General features: G+C 69.5%; 24 protein-coding genes. 22 read left to right on the top strand and 2 right to left on the bottom strand.

Annotated elements, in window-relative coordinates; all coding sequences use genetic code 11:
* Window positions 1-8 precede the first annotated feature (8 nt).
* From SK854_RS24525 to SK854_RS24510, 4 genes are all read left to right on the top strand, one after another.
* Window positions 9-962, top strand: coding sequence for a glycosyltransferase (locus tag SK854_RS24525; protein WP_319977452.1), 954 nt, complete (start codon window positions 9-11; stop codon window positions 960-962).
* Between the two features lie 11 nt (window positions 963-973).
* Window positions 974-1,438 (top strand): DUF4442 domain-containing protein, encoded by a 465-nt coding sequence (locus SK854_RS24520; protein WP_319977451.1) that lies wholly within the window; start codon window positions 974-976, stop codon window positions 1,436-1,438.
* Entirely contained in the window at window positions 1,431-2,384 is a 954-nt protein-coding gene (locus tag SK854_RS24515) for an aminotransferase class V-fold PLP-dependent enzyme (RefSeq protein ID WP_319977450.1), read from the top strand. The genes SK854_RS24520 and SK854_RS24515 overlap by 8 nt, the downstream gene beginning before the upstream one ends.
* A 67-nt stretch (window positions 2,385-2,451) precedes the next feature.
* Window positions 2,452-3,168: a hypothetical protein gene (locus SK854_RS24510; protein ID WP_319977449.1), complete on the top strand. Its 717-nt coding sequence runs from the start codon at window positions 2,452-2,454 to the stop codon at window positions 3,166-3,168.
* Window positions 3,169-3,186: 18 nt separating this feature from the next.
* Here SK854_RS24510 and SK854_RS24505 read toward each other — a convergent pair whose 3' ends face one another.
* Both SK854_RS24505 and SK854_RS24500 read right to left on the bottom strand, forming a co-directional pair.
* Window positions 3,187-3,615 (bottom strand): ferritin-like domain-containing protein, encoded by a 429-nt coding sequence (locus tag SK854_RS24505; protein WP_319977448.1) that lies wholly within the window; start codon window positions 3,613-3,615, stop codon window positions 3,187-3,189.
* A complete protein-coding gene (locus SK854_RS24500) occupies window positions 3,612-4,055 on the bottom strand; it encodes a hypothetical protein (RefSeq protein WP_319977447.1) in 444 nt (147 codons plus the stop codon). The genes SK854_RS24505 and SK854_RS24500 overlap by 4 nt, the downstream gene beginning before the upstream one ends.
* A 129-nt stretch (window positions 4,056-4,184) precedes the next feature.
* On the opposite strand from SK854_RS24500, the gene rimP reads away from it, so the two are divergent.
* The 18 genes from rimP to SK854_RS24410 all read left to right on the top strand — a co-directional run bounded on the left by rimP (window position 4,185) and on the right by SK854_RS24410 (window position 23,418).
* A complete protein-coding gene (rimP, locus tag SK854_RS24495; protein WP_093597674.1) occupies window positions 4,185-4,709 on the top strand; it encodes a ribosome maturation factor RimP in 525 nt (174 codons plus the stop codon).
* The gene (gene nusA, locus SK854_RS24490) at window positions 4,706-5,719 is read left to right on the top strand and encodes a transcription termination factor NusA (protein WP_319977446.1); all 1,014 of its coding nucleotides are present in this window, start codon (window positions 4,706-4,708) and stop codon (window positions 5,717-5,719) included. The genes rimP and nusA overlap by 4 nt, the downstream gene beginning before the upstream one ends.
* Before the next feature lie 117 nt (window positions 5,720-5,836).
* Window positions 5,837-6,088, top strand: coding sequence for a YlxR family protein (locus SK854_RS24485; RefSeq protein WP_406601821.1), 252 nt, complete (start codon window positions 5,837-5,839; stop codon window positions 6,086-6,088).
* Window positions 6,089-6,175: 87 nt separating this feature from the next.
* Window positions 6,176-9,388 carry a translation initiation factor IF-2 gene (gene infB / locus SK854_RS24480; RefSeq protein WP_319977445.1) on the top strand — a complete coding sequence of 1,071 codons (3,213 nt, stop codon included), beginning with the start codon at window positions 6,176-6,178 and terminating at the stop codon, window positions 9,386-9,388.
* A gap of 70 nt (window positions 9,389-9,458) precedes the next feature.
* Window positions 9,459-9,755 (top strand): DUF503 domain-containing protein, encoded by a 297-nt coding sequence (locus tag SK854_RS24475; protein WP_189153684.1) that lies wholly within the window; start codon window positions 9,459-9,461, stop codon window positions 9,753-9,755.
* Window positions 9,756-9,846: 91 nt separating this feature from the next.
* Window positions 9,847-10,296 (top strand): 30S ribosome-binding factor RbfA, encoded by a 450-nt coding sequence (rbfA, locus tag SK854_RS24470; RefSeq protein ID WP_319977444.1) that lies wholly within the window; start codon window positions 9,847-9,849, stop codon window positions 10,294-10,296.
* A 158-nt stretch (window positions 10,297-10,454) separates the two neighbouring features.
* Window positions 10,455-11,441, top strand: a complete 987-nt coding sequence (locus SK854_RS24465) for a DHH family phosphoesterase (RefSeq protein ID WP_319977443.1) — start codon at window positions 10,455-10,457, stop codon at window positions 11,439-11,441.
* A complete protein-coding gene (locus SK854_RS24460; protein WP_319977442.1) occupies window positions 11,438-12,571 on the top strand; it encodes an ROK family transcriptional regulator in 1,134 nt (377 codons plus the stop codon). The genes SK854_RS24465 and SK854_RS24460 overlap by 4 nt, the downstream gene beginning before the upstream one ends.
* 50 nt (window positions 12,572-12,621) lie before the next feature.
* Window positions 12,622-13,923, top strand: a complete 1,302-nt coding sequence (locus SK854_RS24455; protein ID WP_319977441.1) for an MATE family efflux transporter — start codon at window positions 12,622-12,624, stop codon at window positions 13,921-13,923.
* A 99-nt stretch (window positions 13,924-14,022) separates the two neighbouring features.
* Complete coding sequence (locus SK854_RS24450) at window positions 14,023-15,348, top strand: MFS transporter (protein WP_319977440.1); 1,326 nt, start codon at window positions 14,023-14,025, stop codon at window positions 15,346-15,348.
* Window positions 15,349-15,359: 11 nt separating this feature from the next.
* Complete coding sequence (truB, locus tag SK854_RS24445) at window positions 15,360-16,247, top strand: tRNA pseudouridine(55) synthase TruB (RefSeq protein ID WP_319977439.1); 888 nt, start codon at window positions 15,360-15,362, stop codon at window positions 16,245-16,247.
* A 74-nt stretch (window positions 16,248-16,321) separates the two neighbouring features.
* Window positions 16,322-17,254 carry a bifunctional riboflavin kinase/FAD synthetase gene (locus SK854_RS24440; RefSeq protein ID WP_319977438.1) on the top strand — a complete coding sequence of 311 codons (933 nt, stop codon included), beginning with the start codon at window positions 16,322-16,324 and terminating at the stop codon, window positions 17,252-17,254.
* An 84-nt stretch (window positions 17,255-17,338) separates the two neighbouring features.
* Complete coding sequence (locus SK854_RS24435; protein WP_319977437.1) at window positions 17,339-17,827, top strand: helix-turn-helix domain-containing protein; 489 nt, start codon at window positions 17,339-17,341, stop codon at window positions 17,825-17,827.
* Between the two features lie 271 nt (window positions 17,828-18,098).
* Entirely contained in the window at window positions 18,099-18,368 is a 270-nt protein-coding gene (gene rpsO / locus SK854_RS24430; protein ID WP_045318466.1) for a 30S ribosomal protein S15, read from the top strand.
* Window positions 18,369-18,600: 232 nt separating this feature from the next.
* Complete coding sequence (locus tag SK854_RS24425) at window positions 18,601-20,850, top strand: polyribonucleotide nucleotidyltransferase (protein WP_319977436.1); 2,250 nt, start codon at window positions 18,601-18,603, stop codon at window positions 20,848-20,850.
* A 107-nt stretch (window positions 20,851-20,957) separates the two neighbouring features.
* A complete protein-coding gene (locus SK854_RS24420) occupies window positions 20,958-22,250 on the top strand; it encodes a M16 family metallopeptidase (RefSeq protein ID WP_319977855.1) in 1,293 nt (430 codons plus the stop codon).
* Entirely contained in the window at window positions 22,247-22,984 is a 738-nt protein-coding gene (dapB, locus tag SK854_RS24415) for a 4-hydroxy-tetrahydrodipicolinate reductase (RefSeq protein ID WP_319977435.1), read from the top strand. Before SK854_RS24420 ends, dapB begins: the two co-directional genes overlap by 4 nt.
* Window positions 22,981-23,418, top strand: coding sequence for a tetratricopeptide repeat protein (locus tag SK854_RS24410; protein WP_093597626.1), 438 nt, complete (start codon window positions 22,981-22,983; stop codon window positions 23,416-23,418). Before dapB ends, SK854_RS24410 begins: the two co-directional genes overlap by 4 nt.
* Window positions 23,419-23,699: the final 281 nt, after the last annotated feature.

Here is a 23,699-nt window from a genome sequence, read left to right as displayed (position 1 = left end):
GTCAGATCATGCGCGTGCTCTTCGCCAGCATGGCCACCGTCGGCCACACCTATCCGTTGATCCCGCTGGCGTCGGCCTTCCGCGCCGCCGGCCACGAGGTGCACTACGCGGTCGGTGAGGAGATGCACCCGGTGCTCGGGAAGCTCGGGCTGCGGCCGTTCCGGCCCGGGTTCGTGTTCGGGGAGATCTACGCCGAGGACATCGCGCCCGAGTTGGAGCGGTTGCTGCCCGACCTCGTGATCGGCGAGTGGGCGGTGCCCGAGGTCGTGTCCGAGGCCCGGCGCCGCGGGTTTCCCGCGCTGTGGCACGGGTTCGGGCGGATGTTCCCCGACGGCATCGGCTTCGTGCGGCCCACCGGCGGACGGCACCTCGACATCTGCCCGCCGTCGCTGCAGGACGCCGCGTTCCTGAAGGAGGCCCGGATCCCGCTGCGGCCCGTGCCGTTCTCGCCGCCCGGTGACGTGCCGGTGCGCACCGCGGGGAAGCTGATCTACCTCACGCTCGGCACGGCGTTCGGCACGCGCGAACTGCTCGCCGAGGCGGTCGTGGGGCTCGGCAAGATCTCCGAGGCGCAGGTGATCGTGGCCGCGCCGCGTGTCGGACTCCGCGACGTACCGCCGAACGTGAAGGTGTACCCGTGGCTGCCCCAGGCGGAGGTGCTGCGGTACGCGGACGTCGCCGTTCATCACGGCGGCAGCGGCACGATGCTGGGCGCGCTCGCCGCGGGGGTTCCCCAGGTCCTGCTGCCGCAGGGGGCCGATCAGTTCGGCAACGCCGACGCGCTCGTCGCGGCCGGTGCGGCGCTACGTCCGGCCGCGTTCAGCGCGGGGCCGATCGCGGACTGCGTGCGGCAGCTGTTCGCGGACTCCTCCTACCGCGAAGCCGCTGGTCAGATCACCCGGGAGATACGTCACATGCCGTCGCCGGAGGAAGTTGCGGACAGTCTGGCGAGTGTTGTGTAACACTGTTTTTTATGAAGGCAAGCCGCCTGCGCCTCGGGATGAACCTGTGGCCGCCGTTCCTGTTCGCCGGCATCCGCGTCGTGGAGATCTCACCGGACTACCGGTACGCACGGGTGCGGATGCGTCTGCGCCCGTGGAACCGCAACTTCTTCGGCACCCACTTCGGCGGTTCGCTGTTCGCGATGACCGACCCGTTCTGGGTGTTGCTGCTGTTCAACCAGCTCCAGGGCGACCACGTCGTGTGGGACCAGGCGGGCGAGATCGAGTTCGTCGCGCCCGGCCGTGGCACCGTGTACGCCGAGTTCCAGCTGACCGAGGAGCACGTCGCGCAGGTGCTGGAGCAGACCAGCGGTGGCGAGAAGGCCTTGATCTGGTTCGAGACGGACGTCGTCGGGCAGGATGGGACCGTGATCGCACGGGTGAAGAAGCAGGTCTACGCGCGACGTAAGCGCGGCAAGCAGCTCGCGCATGCGTGAGGCTTTTGGAGCGGTCTTCGACGTCGAGCCCGGTTACCTGAACACGGCGTCCATCGGCGTGCCTCCGCGGCACGTCGCCGACGCGGTGACGGCGTCGCACGAACGGTGGCGGCGCGGCCAGGACACGTCGTCCACGTTCAACGAGGCCGTCGAGACCTCGCGCGAGGCGTTCGGACGGCTGATCGGGGTGCCTGCCGCGTCGGTCGCCTGCGGCGCCACGGTGTCGCAGTTCGTGTCGCTGGTCGCGCAGTCGTTGCCGGTCGGCTCGAAGGTCTTCGTGGATCCCGGCGACTTCACCAGCGTCACGCTGCCGTTCGTCGCCGCCGGGCACCAGATCGTGTCCACAGTGGACGAGTGCGACCTCGTCGCGATGAGCGTGGTCCAGTCGGCCGACGGGAAGATCGCGGACCTCGAAGCGTTGAGGGCGTCCGGCAAAGCGGTGCTGCTCGACGTGTCGCAGGCCGCCGGGTGGAGGCCGCTGTCGTTGGCGTGGGCCGATTTCGTCGTCGGTGTGGCCTACAAGTGGCTGATGGCACCGCGCGGCGCGGCCTGGATGGCGGTGCGGCCGGACCGGATGCCGTCGCTCAAGCCGTTGGCGGCCAACTGGTACAGCACGGGCGAGAACTACGGCACCGATCTTGTGCTCCGTTCGGACGCACGGCGGTTCGACCTCTCGCCGACGTGGTTCTCCCACGTCGGTGCGGCGGTCGCGCTCCCGTGGGTGGCCACACTGGACCTCGAAGCAGTGCGCGCGCACTGCGTGAAACTGACGGATCGCCTCCTGAATGGACTGGGGCTGCCGCCCAACGGCTCGGCGATCGTGTCAGTGGGCAGGCCACCCGTTCAGGGGGTCGTTTCCTCGGTTCGTGCTGGTCGCACGCGATATGCGTGTCACATGTACAACACGATCGAGGACGTTGACCGGGTGCTCGAAGCGCTCGCGTGACTGCCGTCCGTTACCGTGGGTCCTTGTGTCGGAACCACGCCAGTCACCTGAAGAGGTGACCCAGAACATGCCTCGCTTCCCACCGAGGCCCACCGACACCGCGCCGTTGTACCCGGCCGACGAGCTCGTGAAGCTGCAGTCGATCATGGACAACCGCCAGGGGCACTTGCCCGCGCCGCCGCCTCCGCCCCAGCGCAAGTCGACGTGGGTGGGCAAGGCTCTGGCGCTCGTCGGCGTCGCGGTGGTGTCAGGGTTCGTGTGGTGGGTGCTGCAGCCGTCGGACCCGATCGACCGGCAGGTCGCGCAACCGCAGAAGACCGCGGGGGAGTTCGAGTTCACCACCGTGCCGGAGTTGCCGGAACCGGTGAAGGACAGCGACTGCGCGGCCCACGCGACGAGCCAGACGCAGGCCTTCTTCAAGACCACGCCATGTCTTCAGCTGACGCGTGCCTTCTACACGGCCAAGTTGCCCAGCGGCAGCACCGTGTACTCGTCGGTGTCCGTGGTGAAGATGAAGACGGCGGACGAGGCACGGCAGCTGCGCGAGCTGACCCAGAAGGACGGCACCGGCAACGTCAAGGACCTGGTGCTGGACAAGGCCATCAGCGTGCCGCCGCTGACCACGCTGGCCAACGGCGGGTACGCCTCCGAGCAACGCGACCAGCTGGTCGTGATCGTCGAGTCCGACTCGCCGACCAGGGGCGCCGACGCGCTCGCGCACAACAAGGAGATGAAGCGGGTCTCCGCGGACGCGATCAGGCTCGCGTCCTCCTTCGGCGGCTAGCTCTTCCGGCGGACGCCGTCAGCCCGAGGCGACGCCCGGCATCGTGATCGACGCCGGGGTCGTCCCCGCGGTCCTGCGCCAGCGGGTCGCACGGACGGCGGCCGTCGTCAACGCTTCAAGCGCCGACGTGCGCAGCCCGGGGTCGTCGGTCCGCTCCAGCACGCCACGCCACGCGGCACAGGTGTCCTGCTCGACGGCCACCAGCGAGGCGAGCGCGGACGGCCCGTCCGACACCGGCGCGGGCGGCAGGTAGGCGGCGGCGGGCGGGTTCGGGGTCGAGCCGTGGTCACGCAGCCACCGCTCGGTCGTGTCCCGGCGCGCCCGGTGCAGGTTCGCGCCCTCCGCGACGGCGGCGGCCTGGTCGCCCAGGAACGCCGACACCATGCCGTAGGTCCACAACGCCGCGTGCTCGGTTCCGAGCGCGGTCTGCACGGATTCGACGCTCATGCGAGCACCTCCCGCAGCGAGGCGCAGCCCGCGGCCACCGAGCCGACGAGACCGGCGCGGTAGGCGGGCAGCTTGGCGACGGCGGCCGAGGCCTCCCGGACGGACTCGTCGAGCGCGGTCCGCAGCGCCGCCAGCGGGTCGGGAGGCGTGGGCGGCGAGGTCGGGGCGGGCGGCGCCGTGGACGACTGCGGCGGGCGTTCGCGGTCGACCTCGGCCTGCAACAACGTGGCGTGCGTCTCGCGGGCCTTCGCGATCTCCGCGGCCGTGGGCACCGTCGTCAGCGCCTGGGCCAGCTTGGCGTCGGCACGCGCTTGCGCCGCGAGGGCCGACAGCGGGTCCGGCGGCGGTGGCGGCGGAGGTTCTGTGGTGCACGCAACGGCGAGCGGTGCGGCGGCCACCGCGAACAGCACACGGCGGCGGCTGACCGATTCGGAGATCACGCGAACCCATATTGCCAGCAGCCGTGCGGCGCGGTGGGAGCCGGGCGAACGAGATAGTCTGGTCGTCCACGGCCGCCGAAAGTACCGTCGGCCGGGGTTTTCATGCGTTCGAACTGAAGGAGACACCACGTGTCCAGCCCGCCGCGCGGAGAGCTTTCCGCGCAGCTAGCACCCGTTGTGCGGGAAGCTCTCGAAGCCGCCGGCTTCGACCTCGACGCGCTCGACGTGAATCAGGCTGGGCGCCGCCGTCTGGTCAAGGTCGTCGTGGACGGTGAGGACGGCATCGGGCTCGACGAGGTCGCCGAGGCGAGCCGCGTGGTTTCCGCCGCTCTCGACGAGCACGACCACATCATCAACGGGCCGTACACCCTCGAGGTCACCTCGCCGGGTGTCGACCGCCCCCTGACGCGCCCGCGCCACTGGAAGCGCGCTCACCTGCGTCTCGTGAAGATCAAGCAGCCGGAGAAGGCCGAGTGGTTCGGCCGGGTCGGCGAGTGCGACGAGACCGGGGTCGAGCTGCTGCACAAGGACGAGCTGCGGCGCGTGGAGTACCGCCATATCGAACGCGCGGTCATGGAGATCGAGTTCAAGCAGCCGCCGGTCGAGGAACTGGCTCGGCTCACTCGGAAAGCACCGAAGGAGGAGCCGAGGTGAACGTCGACATCGCCGCCCTGAGGGCGATCGAACGTGAAAAGGACATCCCCTTCGAGACGGTCCTGGAGGCGATCGAGTCAGCACTGCTGACCGCCTACAAGCACACCGACGGGCATGCCACGCATTCGAAGGTGGAGATCGACCGCAAGACCGGTGTCGTGCGCGTGATCGCGCAGGACATCGCGCCGGACGGTGCGATTCGGGAGGAGTGGGACGACACTCCGGAAGGCTTCGGCCGCATCGCGGCCACGACGGCGCGGCAGGTCATCCTGCAGCGCCTGCGCGACGCCGAGCACGAGCGCACGTTCGGTGAGTTCGCCGCCAAGGAGGGCGAGATCATCGCGGGTGTCGTGCAGCGCGACGCCCGTGCGAACGCCCGTGGCATGGTCGTCGTGCAGGTCGGCGACACCGAGGGAGTGCTCCCGCCGGCCGAGCAGGTGCCGGGCGAGCAGTACAACCACGGCGAGCGCATCAAGTGCTACGTCGTGAGCGTGTCCCGCGGTGCGCGCGGGCCGCAGATCGCCCTCTCGCGCACCCACCCGAACCTCGTGCGGCGGCTGTTCGCCCTCGAGGTCCCGGAGATCGCGGACGGCACCGTGGAGATCCCCGCGGTGGCACGTGAGGCAGGTCACCGTTCGAAGATCGCGGTGAAGACCACGGTCGCCGGAGTGAACGCCAAGGGCGCCTGCATCGGCCCGATGGGTGCCCGTGTGCGCAACGTCATGCACGAGCTCGGTGGCGAGAAGATCGACATCATCGACCACTCGGACGACGCCGCCACGTTCGTCGGGAATGCCTTGTCCCCGGCCAAGGTTGTGTCTGTGCGAGTGCTCGACGAGCGCGCCAAGACGGCACGCGTCGTGGTGCCGGACTTCCAGCTCTCGCTGGCGATCGGCAAGGAGGGGCAGAACGCCCGCCTGGCCGCCCGTCTGACGGGCTGGCGCATCGACATCCGCAGTGACGCGGAGGCTCCGGCAGCCGGTGCGGTCACATCCGGTTCGGCTGAGTGAGCTCCAGGGGATAGAATTATCAACGGTTCAACGTCGGGATCGGTTTCCCAGCACATCGGCCCTGTTCGTACGTGCATTGGATGCCGTACCCGGACGTTGCCGTCTGAGCTGCTGCGTGTGGTCGCGGTGGACGGTTCGGTGGTTCCGGACGTCCGTCGGCGGCTTCCTGGTCGAGGTGCTTGGTTGCATTTCGATCTCGAATGTCTCCGCAACGCCGAGCGGCGACGGGCGTTCTCGCGGGCCTTCAAGGTCCAGGGAGCACTCGACGTCGCTTCGCTGCGCGAGCACGTGGAGCAGCAGCAAGGGAACTTGGCCTCGGGACAGCCCCGCGGCCAGCAAGCATCAAGGAAGCAGGTCGACCCGTCATGAGTCAGCCGTGAAGCTGAAGACATGAACGCGCGACGTTAAGACGAGGTCGATGGGACTTGCCCGCCGGCCTCACGACTTAGGAGAGCAGTGGCAGGCAAGGCCCGCGTGCACGAGCTCGCAAAAGAGCTTGGTGTTACGAGCAAGGAAGTTCTCAACAAGCTCGCCGAACAAGGCGAGTACGTGAAGTCCGCGTCCTCGACCGTCGAGGCCCCCGTGGCCCGGCGGCTTCGTGACGCCTACGAAGCCAAGTCTTCGAAGCCGGCTCCCAAGCCGTCCGCTCCGAAGCCCAAGGCACCCGCACCCGCTGCAGCAGCGCCCGCCGCACCGGCGGAGCAGAAGCCCGCAGCTTCCGACAACCAGTCCGGCGCGCAGAAGGGCTCTCCCGGACCGCGTCCGGCCGCCCCGCGCCCGCCGGCGCCCAAGCCCGCTCCGGCAGCTCCTGCCGCGCAGGCTCCGGCTCCCGCGGCTCCCGCAGCCGCAGCGCCCGCACCTCAGCAGCAGCCCCAGGCTCCGGCCGCCGCACCGGCACCCGCCGCGTCGGCTCCGGCCGCCCCCAAGGCTGCCCCGGCTCCCGGCGGCTCCAAGCCGGGTGGCGGTCCGCGTCCGGGCCCGCGCCCGGCTCCGCAGCAGGCGCCCCAGCAGTCCCAGCCCCAGCAGCCGCAGGCTCCGGCCGCGTCCGCTGGTGCGCAGCCCCCGTCCGTGGTTCCGCCGCGCCCGCAGTCTTCCAAGCCTGCCGGCCCGCGCTCCCCGCGTCCGGGCAACAACCCCTTCGGCGTCGGTGGCGGCAACGCTCCCTCGCCGCGTCCTGGGCCTCGTCCCGGCCCGCGTCCGGAGCAGGGCGAGCGCCCCTCCGGCCCGAAGCCCGGCGACCCGCGCCCGGCGAACCCTCGTCCGAGTGGTGCGCCCGGCCAGGGTGGTCAGCGTCCGGCTGCCGCACAGGGCGGTCGTCCCGGCGGTCCCGGCCAGGGCGGTCCCCGTCCCGGTGGGCCCGGTCAGGGCGGTCCCCGTCCCAACCCGGGCAACATGCCCCCGCGTCCGAACCCCGGCATGATGCCGGGCAACCGTCCGGCCGGTAACCGGCCTGGTCCCGGTGGCGGCGGCGGTGGCGGTCGTCCTGGTGGCGGCGGCGGTGGCGGCGGTCGTCCCGGTGGGGGCGGCGGCGGTGGCGGCGGCTTCCGCGGAGGCGGCGGTGGCGGTGGCGGCGGTGGCGGCTTCCGTCCCGGCGGTGGCGGCGGCGCTGGTGGCGGCTTCCGTCCCGGTGGCGGCGGTGGCGGCGCTGGTGGCGGCTTCCGTCCTGGTGGCGGCGGCGGTGCCCCGGCCGGTGGCGGCGGTTTCCGCGGTCGTCCCGGTGGTGGCGGCGGCGCTGGTCGCGGCGGTACCGCTGGTGCCTTCGGTCGTCCGGGTGGTCCGGCGCGTCGTGGACGCAAGTCCAAGCGGCAGAAGCGCCAGGAGTACATGGACAACATGCAGGCGCCTTCGGTCGGTGGCGTCCGCCTGCCCAAGGGGCAGGGCGAGACGATCCGCCTGCCGCGCGGTGCCTCGCTGACCGACTTCGCCGACAAGATCAACGCCAACCCGGCGTCGCTCGTGCAGGTGCTCTTCCACCTGGGCGAGATGGTCACGGCGACCCAGTCGGTGTCCGACGAGATCTTGGAGCTGCTCGGCACCGAGATGAACTACGTCGTGCAGGTCGTGTCCCCCGAGGAGGAGGACCGCGAGCTGCTCGAGACGTTCGACATCACCTACGGCGAGGACGCCGGTGGCGAGGACGACCTGCAGATCCGTCCGCCGGTCGTGACCGTCATGGGTCACGTCGACCACGGTAAGACGCGCCTGCTCGACACCATCCGCAAGGCGAAGGTCGCCGAGGGCGAGGCCGGTGGCATCACCCAGCACATCGGTGCCTACCAGGTGCAGACCGAGCTCGAGGGCAACCCGCGGCTCATCACCTTCATCGACACCCCGGGTCACGAGGCGTTCACCGCCATGCGTGCTCGTGGTGCGAACGCGACCGACATCGCGGTCATCGTCGTCGCCGCTGACGACGGCGTGATGCCGCAGACGGTCGAGGCCATCAACCACGCGCAGGCAGCTCAGGCGCCGATCGTGGTCGCGGTCAACAAGATCGACAAGGAGGGTGCGAACCCCTCCAAGATCCGCCAGCAGCTGACCGAGTACGGCCTCGTCGCCGAGGAGTACGGCGGCGACACGATGTTCGTCGACATCTCCGCGAAGCAGGGCATCAACATCGACAGCCTCCTCGAGGCCATCCTGTTGACCGCCGACGCCTCGCTGGACCTCCGGGCCAACCCGGACATGGAGGCCCAGGGTGTCGCGATCGAGGCTCACCTCGACCGCGGTCGCGGTCCGGTCGCCACGGTGCTCGTCCAGCGCGGATCGCTCCGCGTGGGTTCCTCGATCGTCGCGGGTGACGCTTATGGTCGCGTCCGCCGCATGGTCGACGAGCACGGCGATGACGTCACCGTCGCGACCCCGTCGCGTCCGGTGCAGGTCATCGGTCTGACCTCGGTGCCGCGCGCCGGTGACTCGTTCCTCGTCGTCGACGAGGACCGCGTCGCCCGCCAGATCGCCGAGCGTCGTCAGGCCCGCACCCGCAACGCCGCCAACGCGGCGAAGCGCAAGCGCGTCAGCCTGGAAGACCTGGACGCAGCGCTCAAGGAAACCAGCGCTCTCACCTTGATCATCAAGGGTGACAACTCGGGTACCGTCGAGGCCCTCGAGGACGCGCTCATGAAGATCGAGGTCGGCGACGACGTCGAGCTGCGCGTGATCCACCGCGGTGTCGGTGGCATCACCGAAGGCGACATCAACCTCGCCGTGGCCGGTTCCGCCATCGTCCTGGGCTTCAACGTCCGGGCCGAGGGCAAGGCGACCGAACTCGCGAACCGCGAAGGTGTGGACGTCCGGTACTACACGGTCATCTACTCGGCGATCGACGAGATCGAGGCGGCCCTCAAGGGTCTCCTCAAGCCGGAGTTCGAAGAGGTCCAGCTCGGCCGCGCCGAGGTCCGCGACGTCTTCAAGTCCTCCAAGGTCGGCACGATCGCGGGTTGCATGGTCCTGTCGGGCGAGATCCGCCGCAACGCGCGTGCTCGCCTGATCCGTGACGGCAAGGTGATCGCGGAGAACCTCCCGATCAGCTCGCTCAAGCGGTTCAAGGACGACGCCACCGAGGTCCGCGAAGGTTTCGAGTGTGGTCTCACGCTCGGCAACTACAGCGACCTGAAGCTGGAAGACATCATCGAGACCTTCGAGATGCGCGAGAAGCCGCGCGCCTAGTCGGTGGATGAGGGGTGCGGAGCCGTTTAACCGGTGGCTCCGCACCCTTTTCTTCTGGAGGATCTTGCCCATGTACGTGGGGGCTCTGGAACTGGACGTGCTCTTGGGCGACGTCCACTCGTTGAAGGAGAAGCGCTCGGTGGTCCGGCCCTTGGTGGCCGAGCTGCGCAAGCGATTCGAGGTCGCTGTCTCCGAGGCGGGTCATCTCGACCTGCATCGGCGCAGCTTGATCGGGGTCGCGGCCGTCGCCGCCGACCTGGAGCACGTCAGGGACGTTCTCGCCGGCTGTGAAAGGCTGGTCGCCGGACGTCCCGAACTGGAACTACTTTCAGCACGGACAAGACTGGTCGGGCCCGAGGACGAGTGACCGCGGCTCGAACTGGAACTGCACTGTGCTTATTGCCTTCGGACCCGGACGCGTTTCGTCGGGCCGGAGGACGACTAGGAAGGGGAGGCTCGTGGCCGACACGGCACGTGCCCGCAAGCTCGCCAAGCGGATCTCGCAGATCGTGGCTTCGGCTCTGGAGCACGAGGTCAAGGATCCGCGGTTGGCTCGGGTCACGATCACCGACACCAAGGTGACCGGGGATCTGCACGACGCGACCGTCTACTACACGGTGCTCGGTGAGCGCCTGAACGTGGAGCCCGACTACGTCGGTGCCGCTCTGGCCCTGGAAAGCGCCAAGGGCGTTCTGCGGTCGATGGTCGGAGCTCAGACGGGGGTGCGTTTCACGCCCACGCTGACGTTCATGACCGACACCGTGCCGGACGAGGCTCGGAAGATGGAAGAGCTCCTCGCCAAGGCGCAGGCCTCGGACGCCGAGGTGGCTCGGCGCGCGGTGGGAGCTGCTCCCGCCGGCGAGGCCGACCCGTACAAGGCTCCTCGTGAGGACGAAGACGAGGACTGACGAGTGCTGACCGAGGCGGGACACGTGCGAACGTGTCCCGCCTTCGTGTTGCCCGGCCGTTCGTCCACATGGCACACAGGCGCGGAAACCGGATGGAAACTGTCTTGTCTGAGGGTGCCGTACAACATTTCGAGACGGTGAGCGGCTAACGTCTCCCTGTGGCAGACGACCTGAGCACCACCATTGCCGAGGCCGCGCGGTTACTGGCCGGCGCCCGTGATGTGACACTTCTCAGTCACATCAACCCCGACGCGGACACGCTCGGGAGTGCCCTCGCGGTGGGACTCGCGCTGCACCGGCGCGGAGTGACGGTGCGGGTGGCCTTCGGCGAGCCCGAGGGCGTGCCCGAAAGCCTGAAGGCACTGGACACGGCGGGGTTGCTGGTGCACCGCGACGAGGTGCCGGAACAGCCGGAGTTCCTGGTGGTCATGGACACGGGAAGCCTGCAGCGGCTCGGACCGCTCGCCGGTCGCGTGGCCGCCTGCACCGGGCCCGTCATCGTTGTGGACCACCACGTGTCGAACACGCGGTACGGAACGGTGCATTGCATCGACGACCACGCGGAAGCCACGGCGCTCATTGCGCTCAAGCTGCTCGACGAGATGGACGTCGAGATCGACGAGCCCATTGCCCGGTGCGTTTACGCCGGACTCGTGACCGACACCGGGGGCTTTCGGAAGGCCGGACCCGAGGCCCACCACACCGCCGCGCGGTTGCTTGAGACCGGAGTGGACGCGTACGCCGTCACGCGGCCGTTGATGGACGCGCACCCGTTCGCATATCTCGGCATGTTGTCGCGGGTGCTGGCCAAAGCAGAGCTTGACCAGAAGGCCGCACACGGCCTGGGACTGGCGCATGCGGTCGTGAGCCTCGATGACGCGCGTGACGTGCGTAGCGAAGAGGTGGAGAGCGTCATCGACGTCGTGCGCTCCGCCTCCGAAGCCGAGGTCGCGGCCGTGTTGAAGGAACTACGGCCTGGGTTCTGGTCCGTGTCGCTGCGGGCCGTGAGCCGGGTCGACGTTCGTGAGGTGGCGCAGATCCTCGGGGGCGGTGGGCATCGGCTGGCGGCCGGGTTCACGTTCGACGGGGCCGCTGAGCAGGTCGTCGCCGCGCTGAAGGGTGCGTTGGAGCGGGTGGAGTCATGACACGGACAGGGAGCCCGCGACTGCTGCGGGAGATCAACGACCGGGCCGCGATCGAGACGCTGTTGCGCAGTGGGGCGATGACGCGGGCCGAGCTGGAGGAGGTCATCGGGCTGTCCAAGCCCGCGACCGCCCAGTTGCTGGCGCGGCTCGAAGAGGACGGCATGGTCGTCCGCACCGGGTTGCGCGGCGGCGGGCGTGGACCTCGTGCGCAGATGTGGGCCGTCAACGGCGGCGTCGGGTACGTGGCCGCGGTGGCGCTGACGGCCGAGCTGATCGACGTGGCCATCGCGGACATCACCGGGTCGCTGCTGGCCGAGCACAGCGCGCCGATGCCGAAGGAGAACACCCTTCAGGTCTTCCGGGAGACGGTGCAGAAGGCGACGGCGCTGGCCGGGCTCAAGCTCGACGCGCTGGCGCACGTCGTCGTCGGCACGCCGGGCGCCGTGGATCCGTCCACCGGGCATCTCGGGTTCGCGCCGCACCTGCCGGGACTGGTGGACGTCGACCTGCCCTCGACGTTGCGCGAGCTGTTCGGGACGTCGGTGTCGATCGAGAACGACATCAACCTCGCCGCTCTGGAGGAGATGAGCTCCGGCAAGGCGGTCGGCGTGCGCAACTTCGTGCTGTTCTGGCCCGCGGACGAGATCGGGTCGGCGGTCGTGGTCAACGGCGTGCTGCTGCGCGGCGTCACCGGCGGCGCGGGCGAGATCGACTCCATGCAGGTGCCCGGCGGGCGCTACGGCGACCAGGTCGACAGCGACGCGATCGTGCAGCTGGCGGCCGAGTACGGCATCAAGGAGTCGTCGGGGCTGGAAGCGGTTGCCCACGCGCTCAACGCCGGCACCGAGGGACGGGCGTTCCTCACGGCTCTCGCGCACCGGATCGCGCTCGGGCTCGCGAACGTCGTGTGCGTGCTCGACCCGGAGCTCGTGCTGCTGTCCGGTGGAGTGGCGCACGCGGGTGGCGAGACGTTGTGCGATCTAGTGGCCTCCGAGCTGTTGAAGCTCGTGGTGCCGCGGACGCCGGTGTACCTCGCGCAGATCACCGCGAACCCGGTGCGGTCAGGGGCGTTGCACTCGGCGCTGGCCGTGGCGCGCGAGCAGGTGTTCGGGTTGCCCCAACGGTCGTGAGTGGCCGCCATCACCGCACGGCAGTGCCCTGGGGAGCATAGGTTCGTCCGGTGGAGGATCGGGTTCCCGCTCGGCGGGTGATCGGGCTGGCGGTGCCCGCTCTCGGGGTGCTGGCGGCCGAGCCGTTGTACGTGCTCGTCGACACGGCCGTGGTGGGACACCTGGGGGCGTTGCCGCTCGCCGGGCTCGCGCTCGGCGGTGTGCTGCTCACGCAGGTGTCGACGCAGCTGACGTTCCTCTCGTACGGCACGACGGCGCGCACGGCACGGTTGCACGGGGCTGGGCGGCGTCAGGAGGCCGTCGAGGAGGGCGTGCAGGCGACGTGGCTGGCGCTGGCGGCCGGGGTGCTCGTCGTGCTCCTGGGGCAGCTGTTCGCGCGGCCGCTGGCGGAACTGCTCGCCGGTGGCGGCGCTGTGGCGGACGCGGCGGTGGAGTGGGTGCGCATCGCGTTGTTCGGTGCGCCGTTCATCCTTGTCACGATGGCCGGCAACGGGTGGATGCGCGGCGTTCAGGACACCAAACGGCCCTTGAAGTACATCCTGATCGGCAACGGCATCAGCGCGGTGCTGTGCCCGGCGCTCGTCTACGGCGCGGGCTGGGGGCTGGAGGGCTCCGCGGTCGCGAACGTGGTGGCGCAGGTGCTCTCGGCAGGGCTGTTCTTCAGGGCGCTCTTCGCGGAGCACGTGTCGTTGAGGCCGCAGTGGACCGCCATGCGCGCGCAGCTCGGCATGGGGCGTGATCTGGTGTTGCGGAGCCTGGCGTTCCAGGCGTGCTTCATCAGCGCCGCCTCCGTGGCGGCGCGGTCCTCCGTAGCTGCCTTGGGCGCGCATCAGGTCGTGTTGCAGCTGTGGACGTTCCTCGCACTTGTGCTCGACTCGTTGGCCATCGCGGCGCAGTCGCTCGTCGGCGCGGCGCTGGGGGCGTCGAAGCGCGGGCAGGCGGAGAAGCTCGCCTGGCAGATCACGCGGTACGGACTGGTGTTCGGCATCGGGCTCGGGGTCGTGTTCGCGGCGCTGTTCCCCGTGCTGCCGCGGGCGTTCACGACGGACGCCGGCGTGCTGGGCGAGATTCCGAACGCGTGGTGGTTCTTCGTTGCGCTGCAACCGATCGCGGGCGTGGTGTTCGCGTTGGACGGTGTGCTGCTCGGCGCCGGTGACGTGAAGTTCATGCGGACCGCGACGCTCGGGTCGGCGGTGATCGGGTTCCTGCCGCTCGTGTGGGCCGCGTACGCGTTCGGGTGGGGGCTCGCCGGGATCTGGACGGGGCTGTCGGCGTTCATGGTGCTGCGGCTCGTGGCCGTGGTGTGGCGCACACGCTCCGGGGACTGGGCAGTCGAGGGCGCGGTCCGTTAGGGCGCTGTGTCCGACCTCACGGCATGAAATCGTTACCAAGAAGGTTGTTTAGGCGATGTAACTAATGTCTGCCTGCCTCCGACCTGGGAGAGTGCCGCCTTGCCACCGGTCGATCGCGCCACCCGCACCTCGTGGCTGATCTGGACCACCGCCGTCTTCGTCTACTTCGCCGCCCTGTTCCACCGCACCACGCTCGGCGTGGCCGGACTGGAGGCGAGCGAACGCTTCGGGCTCGGACCCGCGCAGCTCGGTGTCTTCACCGTGCTGCAGATCGGTGTCTACGCCCTCATGCAGATCCCCACCGGCCTGCTGGTGGACCGCTACGGGCCGCGCCGGGTGCTCACCGTCGCCGCCCTGCTCATGGGCACCGGCCAGGTGCTCTTCGCCATCGCCGACTCGTACGGGCTCGGACTCGTCGCGCGGGCCGTGCTGGGCATGGGTGACGCGATGACGTTCATCAGCGTGATCCGGCTCGTCGCGACGCACTTCCCGCCGCGCCAGTACTCGCTCGTCGTCGCGGTCACGGCCGCGATCGGTGGCGTCGGCAACCTCGTCGCCACCGTGCCGCTGACGCTCATGCTCGGCTCGATCGGGTGGACGTGGGCGTTCCTCATCGCGGGCGGGCTGACCGCGCTGTACTCGGTCGTGGCGTTCTCGCGGGTGCGGGACGTGCCGGCCGGATTCACCGCGCCGAAGCCGGAAGTCGTGCCGGTGCGCAAGATCTGGCCGAAGGTGCGGCAGGCGTGGCGCGTGCCCGGCACCCGGCTCGGGTTCTGGGCGCACTTCAGCACCATGTCGACGCCGGCCGTGATCGGCCTGTTGTGGGGCTACCCGTACCTCGTGCAGGCGCAGGGGATGTCGCCGCGCGCCGCGTCCTCCACGCTCGGGCTGCTCGTCATCGGCGCGATCGTGGCGAGCCCGATCATCGGCGGGATCTTCTCGCGCAACCCCGAGTGGCGCATGCCGATCTCGGTCGGGTTCCTGGCGTTCGCGTTCACCGGGTGGGGCGTGCTGCTGCTGTGGCCGGGCGGGCACGTGCCGGCGCCGGTCATCGCCGTGGTGTTCCTCGTGCTGACCGTGGGCGGGCCGATCTCGGGCGTGGCGTTCGCGCTGGCCCGCGACTACAACCCGTCGCATCGCCAGTCCACCGCGAGCGGCCTGGTCAACGTCGGCGGCTTCCTCGCCGTGACCGTGACCGCGCTGGGCGTCGGCGTGCTGCTGGACCTGGTCGAGGGCGTGCTGGCGCCCGTCACGGCGTTCCGCGTGGCGTTGAGCTTCTGCGTGCTGGTGCTGGTTCTGGGCGGCTGGCGGATGCTCGTGTGGTGGCGTCGCGCGCGTGCCGCCGTGTTCGAGGCGGAGGAGCGCGGCGAGACGGTTCCGGTCCAGATCCGGCGTCGTCGTTGGGACGCTCTGCACGTCGCTTAAGCTTCTGCGCCGTGAAACCCTCTGTTGCACCGGGCCTGGTCGTCGTCGACAAGCCGGACGGCATGACCTCGCACGACGTGGTGGCGCGTGTGCGCAGGATTCTCGGCACCCGCAAGGTCGGGCACGCCGGCACGCTGGACCCGATGGCGACCGGCGTGCTCGTGCTCGGCATCGAACGGGCGACGAAGCTCCTCGGCCACCTCGCCCTCGACAGCAAGGCCTATCTGGCGACGATCGTGCTCGGCGCGTCCACCACGACGGACGACGCCGAGGGCGAGGTTCTGTCCACTGAGGACGCTTCTGACGTCGCCGATGACGCCATCGCGGCCGAGATCGCGAAGCTGACCGGCCCGATCCAGCAGGTGCCGTCGTCCGTCTCCGCGGTGAAGATCGACGGCAAGCGCGCCTACGCACGGGTGCGTGCCGGTGAGGAAGTCGAGATCCCCGCACGCCCCGTGACCGTGCACCGGTTCGACGTGCTGTTCTCGCGCCGTGAGGACAAGAAGGTCCTCCTCGACGTGATGGTCGAATGCTCGTCCGGCACCTACGTGCGCGCGCTGGCTCGCGACCTCGGTGCCGCACTGGGCGTCGGCGGGCACCTGGGGGCGTTGCGGCGCACCAGGGTCGGCCCGTTCGACCTCCGCGTGGCCAAGACCCTGGCGCAGCTGGAGGAGACGCCCGGCCTGTCGCTGGACCTGGACTCGGCGGTCGCGACGGCGTTCCCGCGCCGCGAGATCGACCCGGCAGAGGCTTCCGCGCTGTCGCACGGGCAGCGGTTGCGCGCGGGCGGGATCGACGGGACCTACGGGGTGTTCGGGCCGGACGGGCACGTCATCGCGCTGGTCAAGGACGAGGGCACCGCCTGCAAGCCGATCGTCGTGCTGAGCCCGGCTGACTGACGGTGTGCCCGAGTTCGGACCGTCTTGCGAGGTGGGCGGGCATCAGGCGGGGCAGGCGCCGTAGGCTGATCACCGTGCAACGCTGGCGCGGACTAGATCACCTTCCCGGCGGCTGGGGCCGCTGCGTAGTGACCATCGGCGTGTTCGACGGTGTCCACAAAGGCCACCAGGCGCTCATCGGACGTGCCGTCGAACTCGCGGAGCAGCGCGGCCTGCCGAGCGTGCTGATGACCTTCGACCCCCACCCGTCCGAGGTGGTGCGGCCCGGTAGCCACCCCGCGCAGCTCACCACGCTGCGGCGGCGGGCCGAGCTCGTCGAGGAACTGGGCATCGACCACTTCGTGGTGGTGCCGTTCAGCCTGGAGACCAGCAGGATGCCCGCGGACCAGTTCGTGCACGAGGTGCTGGTCGAGAAGCTGCACGCGGCGGCCGTCGTGGTGGGGGAGAACTTCACCTTCGGGCACAAGGCGTTGGGTAACGTCGCGATGCTGCGCCAGCTCGGGCAGCGGTTCGGATTCGTGACCGAGGGGGCTGATCTGGTGTCCGCAGAAGAGGTGACGTACTCGTCCACCTACATCCGGGCGTGCATCGACGCCGGCGACGTGAAGGCGGCGGCGGAGGCGCTGGGCCGGCCGCACCGGCTGGAGGGAATCGTCGTCAAGGGCGACGGGCGGGGCAAGGACCTCGGGTTCCCGACCGCCAACCTGTCGACGCCGAAGTTCGCGGCCGTTCCGGCGGACGGCATCTACGCGTGCTGGTTCACCGACGCCAAGGGCAAGACTTTGAAGGCCGCGGTCTCCGTGGGCACCAACCCGACTTTCTCCGGCAGGGAACGCCGGGTCGAGGCGTTCGTCCTCGACGTCGACGAGGACTACTACGGGCAGCGCGTCGCCCTGGACTTCGTCGACAGGCTGCGCGAGATGGAGAAGTACGACTCCGTCGAGGCCCTGCTCGAACAAATGCATCGAGATGTAGACCGAACGAGGGAACTGCTCACCGAGTCGTGACCGCCAGATTGAGCGAAGCGGACGTCTGTGCGGTCGCGGGCTGGCAGGATGCGGGTCGGAGTGCGTGCTACTGGAGAGGGCGACGTGGAGGACCACAAGATCGTTCAGCGCAACCTCGCCCTGCAAAGGGAGTGGTACGGGGAGCCTCTGGGTGACCGCGTGCGCCGGTTGGTCGTGGCCTTCAACGTGTCGCAGGCTCAGCTCGCGGACGTGCTCGGGATCAGCGCGCCGATGCTCAGCCAGGTGATGAGCGGCCGTCGCGCCAAGATCGGCAACCCCTCCGTGCTCGCCCGGATGATCATGCTGGAGCGCAAGATCCTCACGCCGGACGTGGCGACCGGCGCGCCGGAGGCGTTGCAGCGGGCCCTCGACGACGTGCGGGAGTCCAAGCCGACGGTGTCGCGTGACTCGTTGCCGGTCAACGGGGACGAGAGCGTCGCGTACCCGGTGCTGCGCCGCGTCGCCGACCGCGTCGAGCTCCAGCAGGCCGCGGATCTGCTGCACGAGGACTTCCCCGCGATCGCCGAGCTGTTCCGCCGCGCGATCCGCGCCGCGGGTTATCCGGTGAAGTGAATTAATTCGGTTGGCACGGCCCGCCGGTGCGCACGACAATGGGTGAGCGCGCCGCACAGTGGCGCGAGACAGCGCTCGTGAGCAGCGCCGACGGTGCCCGCACACCCGTGAATCGGGTGGGGTTGCGCACGTCAGCGCGCCGCTGAGCACTGTGCCTGATAGCCTTCGCAGTTGGGTCTGGCTGCGGTCCGTGGCGGCCAGTACCGGCTACCCCGGCCAGCAATTCGGCGGACGGGGCCGCACGGACCTGAACAAGTAGGAGAAGTACCTAGTGGCACTGTCCACGGATCAGAAGAAGTCCATCCTCGGTGAGTACGGTCTGCACGACTCGGACACCGGCTCCACCGAGGCCCAGGTGGCCCTGCTGAGCAAGCGCATCGCTGACCTCACGGAGCACCTGAAGCAGCACAAGCACGACCACCACTCCCGCCGTGGTCTTCTGCTGATGGTCGGCCGTCGCCGCCGTCTGCTGAACTACCTGACCAAGGTGGACATCAACCGCTACCGCGCGCTGATCCAGCGCCTCGGTCTGCGCAGGTGATACTTGCCGAGGGGGAGTGACCGGCCGGTCACTCCCCCTCGGCGCACAACCGGGTGTATACAGATCCCTGGTTGCAAAGAGGAACGAAACATCAGGACCCGCATCGCGCGAAGCAGTTATCGCCGGTCCTCGGTAGTGGCCTCCTGGTGGAAACGCCCCAGGGGACTTCGATCGAAGACCGGCCTCGTCAAAACGCGTGAGCGGTGTCCAAAAGACGAGGAGTAACAAGTAAATGACGGACATCGAGGTCCACGAGGCGACTGCCGTTATCGACAACGGCAAGTTCGGCTCGCGCTCCATCCGCTTCGAGACCGGGCGCCTCGCGCGTCAGGCCGCCGGCAGCGTGGTGGCGTACCTGGACGACGAGACCATGCTTCTGAGCGCCACGACGGCGTCGAAGCACCCCAAGGAGCACTTCGACTTCTTCCCCCTCACGGTGGACGTCGAGGAGCGCATGTACGCCGCGGGCCGCATCCCCGGCTCGTTCTTCCGGCGTGAGGGCCGTCCCAGCACGGACGCCATCCTCACCTGCCGCCTGATCGACCGTCCGCTGCGCCCGTCCTTCGTGGACGGTCTGCGCAACGAGATCCAGGTCGTCATCACGGTGATGAGCCTGAACCCGAAGGACCTGTACGACGTCGTGGCGATCAACGCCGCGTCCGCGTCGACGCAGCTCGCGGGTCTGCCGTTCTCCGGCCCGATCGGTGGCGTCCGCGTCGCTCTGATCGAGGGCCAGTGGGTCGCGTTCCCGACCTACGAGCAGCTTGAGAAGGCCGTGTTCGACATGGTCGTCGCGGGCCGCGTGGTCGACTCCGGCGACGTCGCGATCATGATGGTCGAGGCCGAGGCCACCGACAACGTGATCGACATGATCGCCGAGGGTGCCACCGCCCCGACCGAAGAGGTCGTGGCCGCGGGCCTCGAGGCCGCCAAGCCGTTCATCAAGGTCCTCTGCGAGGCCCAGGCGCAGCTCGCCCAGGTCGCCGCGAAGGCCACCGGCGAGTACCCGACGTACCCGGCCTACCAGGCCGACGCGTTCGAGGCCGTCGAGTCCTCCGCCTCCGGCGAGCTGGCGCAGGCGCTGACCATCGCGGGCAAGGCCGAGCGCGAGTCCAAGCTGGACGAGGTCAAGGCCGCCACGCTGGAGAAGCTGGCCGAGCAGTTCGAGGGTCGCGAGAAGGAGGTCGGCGCCGCGTTCCGCTCGCTGACCAAGAAGCTCGTGCGCCAGCGCATCCTGCGCGACAAGGTCCGCATCGACGGCCGTGGCCTCACGGACATCCGTGACCTCGGCGCCGAGGTGGCCGTGATCCCGAGGACGCACGGTTCGGCGCTGTTCGAGCGCGGCGAGACCCAGATCCTGGGTGTCACCACGCTGAACATGCTGCGCATGGAGCAGCAGATCGACTCGCTGGCTCCCGAGACGCACAAGCGTTACCTGCACCACTACAACTTCCCGCCCTACTCGACCGGTGAGACCGGCCGCGTGGGTTCGCCGAAGCGCCGCGAGATCGGCCACGGCGCGCTGGCCGAGCGGGCGATCATGCCCGTGCTGCCCAAGCGCGAGGAGTTCCCCTACGCGATCCGCCAGGTGTCCGAGGCGCTGAGCTCCAACGGCTCGACGTCCATGGGCTCGGTCTGCGCGTCGACGCTGTCGCTGCTCAACGCGGGTGTCCCGCTGAAGGCGCCGGTCTCCGGCATCGCGATGGGTCTCGTCTCCGACGAGGTCGACGGTGAGACCCGCTACGTGGCGCTGACCGACATCCTCGGTGCCGAGGACGCGTTCGGCGACATGGACTTCAAGGTCGCGGGCACCAAGGAGTTCGTGACGGCTCTCCAGCTCGACACGAAGCTCGACGGCATCCCGTCCGAGGTGCTGGCGGCGGCGCTGGGCCAGGCCCGCGACGCGCGCTACACCATCCTGGAGGTCATGGCCGAGGCCATCTCCGACCCGGACGAGATGAGCGCCTTCGCTCCGCGCGTGACGTCGGTCAAGATCCCGACCGACAAGATCGGCGAGGTCATCGGCCCGAAGGGCAAGATGATCAACTCGATCACCGAGCAGACCGGTGCCGACATCTCCATCGAGGACGACGGCACGATCTACGTCGGTGCGGCGGACGGCCCCTCGGCCGAGGCCGCGATCGGCATGATCAACGCGATCGCGAACCCGCAGCTGCCGAAGGTCGGCGAGCGCTTCCTGGGCACCGTGGTGAAGACCGCGGCGTTCGGCGCGTTCGTCTCGCTGCTGCCCGGCAAGGACGGCCTCGTCCACATCTCGAAGCTGGGCAACGGCAAGCGCATCGCGAAGGTGGAGGACGTCGTCAAGGTCGGCGACAAGCTCCGCGTCGAGATCGCCGACATCGACCAGCGCGGCAAGATCAGCCTCGTCGTGGTGTCCGAAGAGGACGCCGCGAAGCCGGCTGAGGGCGCCGAGGCTCCGGTCGCCGAGGAAGCTGCGCCTGAGGCGGCTCCCGCGCAGTGAGCACGACAGACAACAACGTGACGGCCGCGGGTGCATCCACCCGCGGCCGTCCGCGTACCGGAACGCTGGGGCACCTTCAGCGGCCGGGCAGCACGCGAGTGCTCGAGATGTCCGCGGGATCCGAGGTGCGGCGCAGCATGCTGCCCTCGGGCCTGCGGGTCATCACCGAGCGCATCCCGAGCGTGCGGTCCGCGTCGGTCGGACTGTGGGTGCAGGTCGGGTCCCGTGACGAACGGCCCGAGGTCGCGGGTGCCGCGCACTACCTGGAACACCTGCTGTTCAAGGGAACCGCGCGACGCACGGCGGCGGCCATCGCGGAGGAGATCGACGCGGTCGGCGGCGAGCTGAACGCGTTCACCGCGAAGGAGCACACCTGCTACTACGCGCACGTCCTGGACGAGGACCTGCCGCTCGCGGTGGACCTGGTCGCGGACGTGGTGTTCGAGGCCATCTGCGGTCCTCGTGACTTCGAGACCGAACGCGGTGTCGTGCTCGAAGAGATCGCGATGCGCGACGACGACCCCGAGGACCTGCTGCACGACGCGTTCATCGAGTCGTTGTTCGGCGGGCATGCGTTGGGGCGTCCGGTTCTCGGCACCGAGAAGTCCATTCAGGACATGGAACGCGACGCGCTCTACTCGTTCTACAAGAAGCGGTACACGTTGCCGCGCATGGTGTTCTCCGTCGCGGGCAACATCGAGCACAACCACGTGATGCGCCTGGTGCGCAAGGCCGTCGGCGACCGGCTGTCGCGGGAGGGCAGCGCGGTGGTGCCACGAGCAGGTCGCGCGCGCATCGCCGACGCCCGCAAACTCGTGCTGCACACCGACGACACCGAGCAGGCGCACCTGATGCTCGGCATGCGCGGTATCGACCGCCACGACGAGCGCCGCTTCGCGTTGAACGTGCTGAACGCGGCCATCGGTGGTGGCATGAGTTCCCGGCTGTTCCAAGAGGTCCGTGAACGGCGAGGCCTGGCCTACCAGGTCTACTCGTCCGTCGGCCTGTACGCGGACACCGGCACGTTCGCCGTCTACGCGGGCTGCCAGCCGGACCGGCTCGGCGAGACCGCCGGCGTCATCCGCGAGGTGCTCGTGGACGTGGCGCGCGGTGGCCTGTCGGACGCGGAAGTGGCGCGCGGCAAGGGACAGCTGCGCGGCGCGCTCGTGCTGGGCCTGGAGGACACCAGCTCCCGGATGTCGCGCATCGGCAAGTCCGAACTGAACTACGGCGACCACCTGAGCGTCGAGGACACGCTGGCGCGGATCGACGCCGTGTCGGCCGACGAAGTGGCGTTGCTCGCACGTGATCTGCTGCGCCGTCCCGTCGCTGCGGCGGTGGTCGGCCCTTACGATCACGTCGACGATCTGCCGGACCAGGTACACGAGGTGATTGCATGATTCGCGTCGGAGTTCTCGGCGCGCGGGGCCGCATGGGTTCCGAGGTGGTCCGCGCGGTCGACGCCGCGAAGGGCATGGAGGTCGTGTCGGCCATCGACGCCGACGACCCGTTGTCCGCGCTCGTCGACGCGGGCGTTCAGGTCGTCGTCGACTTCACGCACCCCGACGTGGTGATGGGGAACCTTGCGTTCTGCATCGCCAACGGAATCCATTGCGTCGTCGGCACTTCCGGTTTCGACAACGCGAAGCTCGCCGAGGTCGAGGCACTGCTCGCGGACCAGCCTTCGGTCGGTGTGCTGGTGGCGCCGAACTTCGGCATCGGCGCCGTGCTGCTGATGCGCTTCTCGGAGATCGCAGCCCGCTACTACGAGTCGGCCGAGATCATCGAGCTGCACCACCCGCGCAAGGCAGACGCCCCGTCGGGCACGGCCGCCCACACCGCCCGCCTGATCGCGGCCGCGCGTGAGGGCATGGACCCGATGCCCGACGCGACCACGCAGGAGGAGCCGGGCGCGCGCGGTGCCGTCGTCGACGGCGTGCGGGTCCACTCGCTGCGGATCTCCGGCATGATCGCGCACCAGGAGGTCGTGTTCGGTGGCGAGAGCGAGACCCTGACGATCCGTCAGGACTCGTTGCACCGCACCTCTTTCATGCCCGGCGTCGTGCTGGGAGTGCGGGAGATCGTCGGTCGTCCCGGGCTCACCGTCGGCCTAGACAAGTACCTGGACCTGTGAAGGTCCGCGTCACCGTCGGGGTGCTGATCGCGGCCCTCGCGGTCTACTTCGTCCTGCTCACCGGCCGCGCTCTGGCGTTGTTGCAGACCGGCGAGGTGGTCGGCGTGCTGCTGGGCGTCGGCGTGCTGATCCTGCCGCTGCTCGGCGTCTGGCTCGTGTACTCCAACCTGCGCTTCGGGTGGGAGACCGAGAAGATGGCCCGCGAACTCGACGCGGACGGCCTCCTCCCGGACGTCTCGCACCTGCCACGCCGCCCGTCCGGCCGGGTGGATCGGGATGCGGCCGACGAGTGGTTCGAGGAGCGCCGGGCCGAGGTCGAGGCTTCGCCCGACGACTGGCGCGTCTGGTTCCGGCTCGCCTACGCGTACGACATCGCGGGGGACCGCGGTCGGGCGCGCGAGACGATGCGCAAGGCCATCGAACTGCACGCCTGATCTTGTCGGCGGTGCCGAGCACGTCCACCGCCTGGTTGTTGTGGCATCTGCGAGCACCACCAACTCTTGATCGGATCGCCCGTGTCCGCACCCCAACTCACCGCAGCCGCTGTGAGCCGGGGTGCGGCTGAAGGTCTGGTGGTCTTGAGTTGGCGGTACTCGCAGACGCCCTTGCCGCGTGGTGGCGAAGCTGCGGAAACCGTCAGACCCACTGAGTACGGTGAAACGCAGGGGTTCCCGATCAGGGGGTACCCCTGCGTCAGCGTGAGCACGGGGGCAGC

Origin of the sequence: Lentzea sokolovensis (assembly GCF_033949975.1) — a bacterium.
Taxonomy (GTDB): Bacteria; Actinomycetota; Actinomycetes; order Mycobacteriales; family Pseudonocardiaceae; genus Lentzea; species Lentzea sokolovensis.
The sequence above is the reverse complement of the archived record's forward strand: the minus strand, read 5'-3'. Positions and strand labels throughout refer to the sequence as shown.